Annotated in this window: 5 protein-coding genes; all 5 read left to right on the forward strand. The window is 71.7% G+C overall.

Features of this window, described 5'->3' with window-relative positions:
* The first annotated feature begins 232 nt into the window (after positions 1–232).
* A complete protein-coding gene (locus tag KS423_RS31940; RefSeq protein WP_224283248.1) occupies positions 233–997 on the forward strand; it encodes an IclR family transcriptional regulator in 765 nt (254 codons plus the stop codon).
* A 325-nt stretch (positions 998–1,322) separates the two neighbouring features.
* The gene (locus tag KS423_RS31945; RefSeq protein ID WP_224283249.1) at positions 1,323–2,042 is read left to right on the forward strand and encodes an MIP/aquaporin family protein; all 720 of its coding nucleotides are present in this window, start codon (positions 1,323–1,325) and stop codon (positions 2,040–2,042) included.
* Positions 2,043–2,140: 98 nt separating this feature from the next.
* Positions 2,141–3,661, forward strand: coding sequence for a glycerol kinase GlpK (gene glpK / locus KS423_RS31950; protein WP_224283250.1), 1,521 nt, complete (start codon positions 2,141–2,143; stop codon positions 3,659–3,661).
* Positions 3,662–3,835: 174 nt separating this feature from the next.
* Positions 3,836–5,428: a glycerol-3-phosphate dehydrogenase/oxidase gene (locus KS423_RS31955; RefSeq protein WP_224283251.1), complete on the forward strand. Its 1,593-nt coding sequence runs from the start codon at positions 3,836–3,838 to the stop codon at positions 5,426–5,428.
* Between the two features lie 233 nt (positions 5,429–5,661).
* The coding region (locus KS423_RS31960) for a DNRLRE domain-containing protein (RefSeq protein ID WP_224283252.1) at positions 5,662–7,862 on the forward strand (2,201 nt) is incomplete at its 3' end.

The raw sequence follows: 7,862 nt of genomic DNA on the forward strand, positions 1-7,862 counted from the left end.
TGCTGCCGGGTCGGGACGGACGGGATCGCGGCGCTGGCGGCGGAGGTGGCGGTGCTGCGGGCGCAGCGGGCGGGGGCGGTGGGCTGAGGCGGCGGGGCGCGGCCTGCGGTTCGGGCCGCACGTGGACGGGGTTACCCGGGGGGAAGGTGCACGGAGTCGGGGCGGCCTGGCAGACTCGTCCCGTCATCACTGCGGTCGACAATGTCGACCACCTGTCAGCGCGGAGGTACCCATGCCCGGCCCGATCCAGTCGCTTTCCCGGGCCGCCGCGATCATGCGCCTGCTGGCCGGCGGCGAGCGCCGGCTCGGCCTGTCCGAGGTCGCGACGGCACTGGACCTGGCCAAGGGCACCGCGCACGGCATCCTGCGCACGCTGCAGCAGGAGGGGTTCGTCGAGCAGGACCCGGAGAGCGGCAAGTACCAGCTGGGCGCCGAACTGCTGCGGCTGGGGCAGAGCTACCTGGACGTGCACGAGCTGCGGGCGCGGGCGCTGGTGTGGGCGGACGACCTGGCCCGGGCGGCCGGAGAGACGGTCTACCTGGGGGTGCTGCACCAGCAGGGCGTGCTGATCGTGCACCACGTGTTCCGGCCGGACGACACCCGGCAGGTGCTGGAGGTGGGCTCGATGCAGCCGCTGCACAGCACCGCGCTGGGCAAGGTGCTGGTGGCCTACGACCCGGTCGCACGCGGGGAGTTGGGCGACGGGCCGTACGAGTCGTACACCATGCGGACGCTGACCGGGGCGGCCGACGTGGACGCCGAGTGCGCGCTGATCCGGGAGCGCGGCTGGGCGGACTCGATCGAGGAGACCTGGGAGGGCGTGGCCTCGATCGGCGCGCTGATCCAGGACCGGCGGCGCAACCCGGTCGGCGCGGTGTGCATCAGCGGGGCGGTCGAGCGGGTCTGCGAGGACGGCTTCGTGAAGCCCGCGCTGGTGGCCTCGGTGCGCAGCGCGGCGCGGGCGATCTCCCGCGACCTGGGCGCCGGGCGGTTCTGAAGTACATCCGGGGACGGCTCGCGGCGGGCCGTCGATTCGTCACGCTGAGGCGCGGACGGGCGAGAGGCCTGTCCGCGCCTCTGGCGTTTTGTCCTGTTTCGGGGCGCTCCGCTCGGTAACGTCGACGGACCGGTCGAGGCGAGGGTCACAGCTCCGTAACCCCGCCTTGACGCGGGGGCGACCTGGGGAGGAAGCTTCCGCATGACGGTCGACATTGTCGAACGATGGCCGGAGAGATCGCTCCCACAGTGCGCTCACCCGCACAGCGATCGACCGGCCGCCTGCCCCCACCTACCCTCCGGGCCATATGGACAAGGGAGTCTTTGTGTCCGCGTTCTCCAACGGCGACGTCTTCGTCGGCGAAACCCTCGGCACCGCCGCCCTGATACTCCTCGGCGGCGGCGTCTGCGCCGCCGTGACCCTCAAGAAGTCGAAGGCCGTCAACGCCGGCTGGCTGGCGATCACCTTCGGCTGGGGATTCGCGGTCCTCATCGCCGCCTACATGTCGGCTCCGAAGTCCGGTGCCCACCTCAACCCCGCTGTCACGATCGCGCTCGCGGTCAAGAGCGGCGAGTGGAGCCAGGTGCCGCTCTACCTCGGCTCCCAGCTGCTCGGCGCGATCATCGGCGCCGTGCTGGTCTGGGCCACCTACCTGGGCCAGTTCAGCGCGAACGAGGAACCCACCCTCGGCATCTTCTCGACCGGCCCCGAGATCCGGAACCCGATCCAGAACGTGATCACCGAGGTCATCGGCACCTTCGTGCTCTGCTTCGCGATCCTCACCATCGGCACCAACTCCGGCCTCTCCCAGTCCGGCACCGGCACCCTGATGGTCGCCTTCACCGTCGTCGGCATCGGCCTCTCGCTGGGCGGCCCGACCGGCTACGCGATCAACCCGGCCCGTGACCTCGGCCCGCGCATCGCGCACACCCTGCTGCCGATCCCGAACAAGGGCGGCTCCGACTGGTCGTACGCCTGGATCCCGGTCGTCGGCCCGATCCTGGGCGGCCTGGCGGCCGGCGGCGTCTACAACGCCATCTTCTAGAGGACGGGTTCGACCCCGCCACACACGGGGACTGACCGAACGAACGTGTCAGGCCCACCCACCCCGTATCCCCCGAACCCGAGCCGAGGACCCTCCCCATGACCACCACCGGTAACTACATCGCCGCGATCGACCAGGGCACCACCTCCAGCCGCTGCATCATCTTCGGCGCCGACGGCCGGATCGTCTCCGTCGACCAGCAGGAGCACCGGCAGATCTTCCCCCAGCCCGGCTACGTCGAGCACGACGCCGCCGAGATCTGGACCCGGGTGCAGTCGGTCGTCCGCGGCGCGCTGGAGAAGGCCGGCCTGACCAAGGACGACATCCGCGCGATCGGCATCACCAACCAGCGCGAGACCACCGTCCTGTGGGACAAGAACACCGGCGAGCCGGTACACAACGCGCTGGTGTGGCAGGACACCCGCACCGAGGCGCTCTGCCGCGAGCTGGGCCGCAACGTCGGCCAGGACCGCTTCCGCCGCGAGACCGGCCTCCCGCTGGCCAGCTACTTCGCCGGCCCGAAGATCCGCTGGCTGCTGGACAACGTCGAGGGCCTGCGCGAGCGCGCCGAGGCCGGCGACATCCTGTTCGGCACCATGGACACCTGGGTGATCTGGAACCTCACCGGCGGTGTCAACGGCGGCAAGCACGTCACGGACGTCACCAACGCCAGCCGCACCATGCTGATGAACCTGCAGACCCTGCAGTGGGACCAGAAGATCGCCGACTCGATGGACGTCCCGATGGCCGTCCTGCCGGAGATCCGCTCCTCCGCCGAGGTGTACGGCGAGGCCGTCGGCGACCTGGCCGGCGTTCCCGTCGCCTCCGCGCTCGGCGACCAGCAGGCCGCGCTGTTCGGCCAGACCTGCTTCGACGAGGGCGAGGCCAAGTCCACCTACGGCACCGGCACCTTCCTGCTGCTGAACACCGGCGAGAAGATCGTCAACTCGTACCACGGCCTGCTGACCACCGTCGGCTACCGGATCGGCGACCAGGCCCCGGTGTACGCCCTGGAGGGCTCGATCGCCGTCACCGGCTCGCTCGTCCAGTGGCTGCGCGACCAGCTCGGCATCATCTCCACCGCCGCCGAGATCGAGACCCTCGCCAACACCGTCGAGGACAACGGCGGCGCCTACTTCGTCCCGGCCTTCTCCGGCCTGTTCGCCCCGTACTGGCGCTCCGACGCCCGCGGTGTGATCGCCGGTCTGACCCGCTACGTCACCAAGGGCCACCTGGCCCGGGCCGTCCTGGAGGCCACCGCCTGGCAGACCCGCGAGGTCGTCGACGCCATGCAGAAGGACTCCGGGGTCGAGCTCACCGCCCTCAAGGTCGACGGCGGCATGACCAGCAACAACCTGCTCATGCAGAACATCGCCGACGTCCTGGACGCCCCGGTCGAGCGCCCGTACGTGGCCGAGACCACCGCCCTCGGCGCCGCCTACGCGGCCGGTCTCGCCGTCGGCTTCTGGAGCGACCTCGACACCCTGCGGGCCAACTGGCACCGCGCCGCCGAGTGGACCCCGCGCATGGACGAGGCCACCCGGGAGCGTGAGTACAAGAAGTGGCTCAAGGCCGTGGAGCGCACCATGGACTGGGTGGAGGAGGAAGAGAACAACTGATCGACGAGCCGGTCGGGGCCCCGCACCCCGGCCGGCCACCCGCCGTTCCGGCAGCGGGTGTCACCGAGTTTCACCGGCCCGCCGCACCGGGCCGACCGGCCTCTCCCGCAGGGGCCGCACCGCACACGAGAGGAGTAACGGCGCCGCCCGACCCGCGCGCCGTACACAACCACCATGGCAACCATCCCGACCCTGGGCGCCGAGCGCACCGCCGGCCACACCGCCTCCCGCGCCGAGACCCGCGAGCTGCTCGGCAAGGCCACCTACGACCTGCTGGTGATCGGGGGCGGCATCCTCGGCACGGCCGTCGCCTGGACCGCCTCCCAGGCCGGCCTGAAGGTCGCCATGGTCGACGCCGGCGACTTCGCCGGCGCCACCTCCAGTGCCTCCTCCAAGCTCGTCCACGGCGGTCTGCGCTACCTGCAGACCGGTGCGGTCAAGCTGGTCGCGGAGAACCACAAGGAGCGCCGCGCGCTCTCCACCGACGTGGCCCCGCACCTGGTCAACCCGCTGACCTTCTTCGTGCCGGTCTACAAGGGCGGCCCGCACGGCGCCGCCAAGCTCGGCGCCGGCGTCTTCCTGTACTCGGCGCTGTCCGCCTTCCGCGACGGCATGGGCCGGGTCTCCACCGCCGCGCACGCCGCCCAGCAGGTGCCCGCGCTGCGCACCGAGGGCCTGCGCTCGGTGGCCGTCTACGGCGACCACCAGATGAACGACTCGCGCGTCGCCGTGATGACCGTGCGCGCCGCGGTCGACGCCGGCGCCGTGGTGCTCAACCACGCCGAGGTCACCGGGCTGCGCTTCACCGGCGGCCGGGTCACCGGTGCCGAGGTCCGCGACCGCCTGGACGGCAGCGAGTTCGGCATCGACGCCCGCCTGGTGCTGAACGCCACCGGCCCGTGGGTGGACCACCTGCGCAAGATGGAGGACTCCGGCGCCGCGCCGTCGATCCGCCTCTCCAAGGGCGCGCACGTGGTCGTCAAGCGCCGTTCGCCGTGGCGCGCCGCGCTGACCATCCCGATCGACAAGTACCGCGTCTCCTTCGCCATCCCGTGGGAGGACCACGTCCTGCTCGGCACCACCGACGAGGAGTACACCGGCGACCCGAAGGACGTCCGGGCCACCGAGGCGGACATCGACCAGATCATGGGCGAGGCCGCGCACGCGATCCGCGACGAGCACCTCGACCGCGACCTGATCACCTACTCCTTCGCCGGCCTGCGAGTGCTGCCGGGCGGCCCGGGCGACACGGCCGCCGCCAAGCGCGAGACCGTCGTCACCGAGGGCCGCGGCGGCATGCTGTCGGTCTCCGGCGGCAAGTGGACCACCTACCGGCACATCGGCCGCACCGTGCTGGAGAAGCTGGCCCACGTGCCCGGCACCAGCCTCGGCGAGGACATGTCCCCGATCGCCCCGACCGTCCCGCTGCCGGGCGTCGGCGCGCCGAACGCGGTGGCGCACCGCCTGCTGATCGACCGTGAGCCGGGCTCGCGGATGGAGCCGCTGGTGGCCAAGCACCTGGCCAGCCACTACGGCACCCTGTCCTTCGAGATCGCCCGCATGATCGACGAGAACCCGGAGCTCGGCCGGCCGATCCACGAGGACGGTCCGGACGTCTGGGCGCAGGTCGCGTACGCGGCGGACAACGAGTGGGCGTACACCACGGACGACGTGCTGCGCCGCCGCACCACGATGACGGTGCGCGGGCTGGACACCCCGGAGATCCGGGCCGAGGTCGAGGCCTTCCTCGCGAAGCGCGCCAAGTAGGCGCGGCTCGGCGCCGTACGGTCCGAGGACGTTCGCAGGGCGGGCACTCCGGGGTTTCCCGGGGCGCCCGCCCTTTCGCACTCGTGCGTGCACAACGCGTCACGATCCCATCAACTTCCTAAGGAAATATTCAGAATCTGGACAGATTTGCCCTGATTTATCATGATCATCTTCCCTGATGATCTTGCTTATGCTCCGGACCTCTTCGACCAAGAGTGAGCCAAGGAGCTCCCATGCACGTTCCAAAGCGGGCCCTCGTCGGCCCGCTGTCCCTCGCGGTGGCACTGTCGCTGTCGCTGGCCGGCGGAGCGCCGGTCGCGTTCGCGGCCAAGCCCCACCCCAAGCCCTCCCCCGGAAAGCCGCCGACGGCGGCCGCCGTCGACCCGACCGGCAGCATCGCCGCCGCCCGGGTTGCCGCGCGCACCACCGGCCGGCGCGTCGAGGCGGTGTCCGAGCGCAGCGAGGTGTCCACCACCTGGGTCAACCCGGACGGCACGCTCACCACCGAACTCGCCGCCGGGCCGGTCCGCTTCCTGCGCGACGGCACGTGGACCGATGTCGACCTGACGCTCAAGCAGGCGCCCGACGGCTCGGTGGCCCCCGCCGCACACCCGCACGCGATGAAGCTGGCCGGCCCCGGCGGCAAACGGCCCCGCACCCTCGCCGAGTCGCAGGCCGCCACCGCGCCCGCCCGCACCCTGGTGTCGCTCGGCTCCGGCGACGACGAACTGGCACTGGAGTGGAAGGGCGGCCTGCCCGCGCCCGAGCTGGACGGCCCGCGCGCCGTCTACCGGGACGCGATCGGCGACGGCGCCGGGGACCTCGTCGTCGAGGCCAACCGGAACGGTTTCGAGCAGTTCGTCACGCTCAAGCAGCGCCCGGCGAGCGGGAGCTACTCGTACACCATGCCGTTCCGGGCCAAGGGCCTGAAGGCCGTGGCGCAGCCGGACGGCGGCGTGCTGTTCACCGACCGGAAGAACGGGCAGAAGCGCGCCGTGCTGCCCGCGCCGGTGATGTGGGACGCCACCACCGCAACCGGGTCGAGCGAGCACCCCCGGCAGGCCAAGGTCGACCTCAAGGTCGTCCAGCACGGTGACGACGTCGACCTGGTCTTCACCCCCGACGCCGCCTTCCTGGCCGACCCGGCCACCGCCTACCCGGTGACCGTCGACCCGTCCACCAGCGGGCTCGGCAACGCCCTCGACACCCGGGTCCAGAAGGGCGAGACGGTCGACTGGTCGGCCGATGTCGAGCTGTACTGGGGCAACCCCGGCACCAAGAACGCCGACGGCAGCTCGCGCGAGGCCCGTTCGCTGATCAACTGGAACACCTCCTCGATCGCGGACGCGCTGGTCCAGAGCGCCACGCTGTCGCTGTACAACATCCACTCCGGCAACACCGACTGCCTTCCCTACACCTGGGAGGTGTGGGACACCGGGCTCGCCTCCACCGCCTCGCGCTGGACCAACCAGCCGGCCTGGAACGCCAAGAAGGCCGGTTCCACCGAGACCAAGGGCCGCGACAACTGCGGCGGCGACGGCTGGATCACCGCCAACGTCACCGACCTCGTCCAGGGCTGGGCCTCGGCGAAGAACCAGGTCTCCGGGATGGGCCTGCGGGCGCCCGACGAGGTCAACACCAAGTACTGGAAGGAGGTGAGCTCCGCCAACGCCGCCACCAACGTGCCCAAGCTGACGGTCAACTACAACTACCGTCCGCGCACCGGCACCAAGCAGGAGGCCGGTCCGCCGTTCCTCCAGGACGGCACCGGCACCTGGCGGGTGGACACCACCACCCCGGTGCTCCGGGACACCTTCATCGACCCCGACGGCGACAAGGTGACCGGCACCTTCCAGCTGGTCGACGCCATCTCCGGCGCCCAGGTCGGCAGCGTCAACGTCTCCGGCTACGTACCCAGCGGCACCCCCGCCGAGGTCACCGTGCCGGCGGGCCTGCTCCAGTACGGCCACACCTACCGGTTCCGCAGCTCGCCCTACGACGGCCTGCACTACAACCTGGGCTGGTCCGCCTGGGCCACCTTCAGCGTCAGCCCGCTGCCGGACGTCCCGAGCCAGCTGCAGACCGGCGCCCAGCAGACCCTCACGCCGGTGCTCTCCGCCCTGGTCACCAACCCCAACCAGGGCCGGATCCGGACCGAGTTCGCGCTCAAGGGCCGAACCGGCCAGCCGCTGCCGACCTCCATCGCCCCGGTGTGGGCGGAGAGCGGCACCCGGGCCTCCGTCCAGCTGCCGGACGGCGCGGTGACCGACGGCGGGGACTACACCTGGGCCGTGCGCGCCTGCGCCGCGGTCGGCTGCTCCGCGTGGACCGCCGACCAGCCGCTGGCCGTCCGCGTCCAGGCTCCGCCGGTCCAGCCCGCGCCGACCACCGTGGTCCTCACCGGCGCCGCCCTCGCGGACGCCTCGGCGGCCAC

Source organism: Streptomyces sp. LS1784 (genome assembly GCF_020103755.1).
Taxonomy (GTDB): Bacteria; Actinomycetota; Actinomycetes; order Streptomycetales; family Streptomycetaceae; genus Kitasatospora.

Coding starts and splice junctions, on each gene's coding strand:
- glpK (WP_224283250.1), top strand. CDS start 2,141: ATGACCACCACCGGTAACTACATCGCCGCGATCGACCAGGGCACCACC.
- KS423_RS31955 (WP_224283251.1), top strand. CDS start 3,836: ATGGCAACCATCCCGACCCTGGGCGCCGAGCGCACCGCCGGCCACACC.
- KS423_RS31940 (WP_224283248.1), top strand. CDS start 233: ATGCCCGGCCCGATCCAGTCGCTTTCCCGGGCCGCCGCGATCATGCGC.